General features: G+C 48.2%; 4 protein-coding genes and 1 tRNA gene. All 5 read left to right on the top strand.

The window, feature by feature from the left end:
* The first annotated feature begins 4 nt into the window (after nucleotides 1–4).
* The 5 genes from K8S15_05065 to K8S15_05045 all read left to right on the top strand — a co-directional run bounded on the left by K8S15_05065 (nucleotide 5) and on the right by K8S15_05045 (nucleotide 3,429).
* Nucleotides 5–80 (top strand) — tRNA-Phe (locus tag K8S15_05065).
* Nucleotides 81–198: 118 nt separating this feature from the next.
* Nucleotides 199–1,293, top strand: a complete 1,095-nt coding sequence (locus tag K8S15_05060) for a glycosyltransferase family 4 protein (GenBank protein ID MCD4775407.1) — start codon at nucleotides 199–201, stop codon at nucleotides 1,291–1,293.
* Complete coding sequence (locus tag K8S15_05055; protein MCD4775406.1) at nucleotides 1,290–1,733, top strand: GNAT family N-acetyltransferase; 444 nt, start codon at nucleotides 1,290–1,292, stop codon at nucleotides 1,731–1,733. The genes K8S15_05060 and K8S15_05055 overlap by 4 nt, the downstream gene beginning before the upstream one ends.
* Before the next feature lie 84 nt (nucleotides 1,734–1,817).
* Nucleotides 1,818–2,984 carry a hypothetical protein gene (locus K8S15_05050; GenBank protein ID MCD4775405.1) on the top strand — a complete coding sequence of 389 codons (1,167 nt, stop codon included), beginning with the start codon at nucleotides 1,818–1,820 and terminating at the stop codon, nucleotides 2,982–2,984.
* A gap of 1 nt (nucleotide 2,985) precedes the next feature.
* Entirely contained in the window at nucleotides 2,986–3,429 is a 444-nt protein-coding gene (locus K8S15_05045; protein ID MCD4775404.1) for a GNAT family N-acetyltransferase, read from the top strand.
* Nucleotides 3,430–3,434 lie beyond the last annotated feature (5 nt).

Below are 3,434 nucleotides of genomic sequence, written 5' to 3'. Positions count from 1 at the left end.
CGGTGCCGGGGTAGCTCAGTTGGTAGAGCAACGGACTGAAAATCCGTGTGTCGACAGTTCAATTCTGTCCCCCGGCACCATTTCTATTGAATCCCTCATCCCAATCTTTCCATACACTGCAACATGATATAGATTCTTGAATAAGTCCTCCAGTATTAATATTTCCCTTGACCAGAGTTTGAGTACAGGAGAGAACCGGTGAAAATATTTCAGATTATTAACGGCTTGCAGACCGGTGGAGCGGAAAAGCTGGTCATGGATCTTCACCGTGGATATCTGAACTGCGGAGAGGACTCAACCGTAATATCCCTTGAAGGATCCAACTCCGGATGGTCAGAAGAGGGATTGTACTCACTGGGGCTTTCCTCACCGTACGATCCCAGAGCGGTTACAAGGCTTACTGCAGTAACTGGAAAAACAGGGATGATCAGTGCCGATATTATTCATTCGCATTTGTTTCCCACACAGTTTTATACAGCTGTTTTTAAGAAAATATCCCATACGGATTGTATGTACATTACAACCGAACACAGTACCAGGAATCGCAGAAGGGGCACGCTCGCCGGCAGATTGATAGACAGGTGGCAGTATTCAGTTTACGACAGAATCTTCTGCGTCAGCCGGGGAGCGGAGGAGGAATTGTGCGGATGGATTCCCGAACTGGTTAATCGGACAGAGGTTATATACAACGGGATAGATCTGAATCGGTTCTGTGGTCCAGGAATTTCCAGAAGAGCTCCCCCCTTTACTATTGTATCAATCGGAAGCCTCAGAGAGAAGAAAAACTACACAAAGGCTATTGAAGCTTTCTCCATTCTTCGGGAAAGGGTTTCTTTTGATATCAGATACGTAATCGCTGGAGAGGGTGTTCTGGTGGATGTTCTTAAAGAGCAGGTGAAAGGGTTAGGGCTTGAATCGAATGTGAAGTTCCTGGGACACGTTGAGGACGTTGTGGGACTGCTGAACGATTCGGATATATTTTTCATGCCTTCCTCGTCGGAAGGATTCGGCATAGCCGCGGTTGAAGCTATGGCTTCCGGGCTCCCGGTTGTTGCTTCGGATATCCCCGGAATTGGAGAGATCGTAGGGAAGGATGAAAGATGCGGTCTGCTTGTCAGCCCCGAATCACCCGACCAAATGGCGGACGCTCTTCAATACCTTCTAAAGAACAGGGATCATGCGTACAAAATGGGAAGCGGCGGGCTGGTAAGAGCCGCCGATTTCAGCATAGAAAGAACGGTTGAGGAACATCTCCTTGCTTACAGAGATGTTCTGAATGAAGGAGTAGAATGAAAATAAGGCCGATGCAGAAAGATGATTATTCGTTCCTGGTCAGCCTTTGGAGTTCTTTCCCGGGGAATACAATGACAGGCGCTGACAGCATGGAGGATTTTGAGAGGTTTCTGGACAGGAACGCAGACTACTGTTTCACAGCTTTCATAGACGGCAACCTTATGGGGTCTGTAATGGCCGGTCACGATTCGAGAAGAGGGTACATTTATCATCTGGCGGTTGATGAGTCGCTTCAGGGAAAAGGAACCGGAACCGATCTCATGAACGCAGCGGAAAACGCGCTGAGAAATGCGGGAATAGAAAAGGCGCACCTGTTCATTTACACGGACAACCCCGCGATACGGTTCTACGAAAAGACCGGATGGCACAGACGCAGTGATATAGCTGTTATGAGCAAGGTTCTGATCGGTGACAAATATATGGGAACCCGCATAGAATAACAGAGAACTTCCTTTTCCACTAACCAGCTGTCATAATATGCACGTGAAGTCTTTTCTTCAGAAAGATTAGGGAGAAACAATAGAATGATGATTTCTCTTTTTGTAGCAGTTCTGGTTCTGCTTCAACCGGTAATCGAAATAACCGATATACAGGACAGACCTAACGACGCAGGGGACGGGCTTTATCTTTTCCTTGATATGCCCGATGATACAGAGGATTTCCTTTCATGCACTATCTACCGTAAGGAAGTAAGCCAGCCGGATAGCTGCTGGCGGCCTGTATCGGTTGAACTGATTCCAATCGTTGAAGAGTTCATTGTAGATGGATACGACCCCGATTACATTGTTGAACCGGGCCGGGAGTATATGTACAGGCCTGTTACAGTTACACTTTCGGGAGATACTCTTACCGGGGAAGCATTCATATCACAGATAGTTCCCAAAGGTGAATACTTCAAAACTGATGAAGTCTCGGTTCTGATAGCAGGAGCACTATTTATTCTTCTCATATTCTACTATTTTAAAAAAGCACAGAAAGGTCTGGAAATGTACCTCAGGCCCATAGCAGGGATTGAGGCAATCGATGAGGCTATCGGCAGGGCAACTGAAATGGGTAAACCCATTCTTTACGTTCCCGGCCTTTCTACGATTTCGGATGTCGCCACTATAGCAAGTCTTACCATTCTCGGCAGGGTTGCGAAGAAGATAGCCCAATATCAGACTCCTCTTATGGTTCCCAACTGCGATCCGATTGTGTACACTGTCGCTACTGAAGCTGTGAAGCAGGCCTACATGGAAGCGGGCAGGCCGGATGCTTACGATGAAGATTCAGTCTTCTTCATGACAACCAGCCAGTTCGCTTTTGTTGCCGGAGTCAACGGTATAATGATGCGAGAAAGGCCTGCAACCAATTTCTACCTTGGGATGTTCTGGGCCGAATCACTTCTTCTTGCCGAGACCGGTTCTCTCTCCGGAGCTATACAGATTGCAGGCACCGATGCCGTTACACAGCTTCCCTTCTTTATCACAACATGCGATTATACTCTTATAGGAGAGGAGCTATACGCGGCCAGCGCCTACCTCGGACGTGAACCCAGACAGCTTGGAGCTGTGAAAGGGCAGGATGCCTGCAAATCCATAGTCATGGTTCTTATCATCCTGGGTCTGATTCTTAATGCAATTTCCATGCTAACAGGTAACAGCAGTTTCATGTTTCTCAGGGAGATGCTGGTATCCGGGGGGGCTGGTTGATTTGTCCGATCTTCTGGTTCCTTTGTATAACCTGCCGTGTATGGAAGAACAGGATGGGTTACGGGTGAGGAAACCGTTACCTCACCAGTCACCAGGTGTATTGTCATTCATAGAAGACAATTTCAGCAGCGGCTGGAAGGCGGAGGCTACCGTAGGTTTTGGATCAGTGCCGCCTACAATTGTTACCGCTGTGGATAGAGCCTCCGGCAGGCTCGCCGGTTTCTGCTGCTGGGACTGTACTGCAAAGGGATTTTTGGGTCCGATAGGCGTTCATAATGACTTCCGCGGGAAAAGTGTCGGCAGGGCAGTTGTTTTATCTGCGTTGCGCAGTATGCTGGAAGCCGGATACGGTTACGCTATTGTTGGTGATGCCGGACCCGTTGAATTTTTCCAGAAGATCTGTGATGCCAGAGTTATCGAGGGCAGCACCCCCGGCATCTACTAGGGTCA

This window comes from Candidatus Aegiribacteria sp. (assembly GCA_021108005.1).
In the GTDB taxonomy this organism is placed as follows: Bacteria; Fermentibacterota; Fermentibacteria; order Fermentibacterales; family JCC-6; genus Aegiribacteria.
This window is presented reverse-complemented; position numbering and strand designations above follow the sequence as displayed.

Bases quoted from the DNA above. Each gene is read 5' to 3' on its own strand.
- K8S15_05050 (MCD4775405.1), top strand. From the start codon at position 1,818: ATGATGATTTCTCTTTTTGTAGCAGTTCTGGTTCTGCTTCAACCGGTA.
- K8S15_05055 (MCD4775406.1), top strand. From the start codon at position 1,290: ATGAAAATAAGGCCGATGCAGAAAGATGATTATTCGTTCCTGGTCAGC.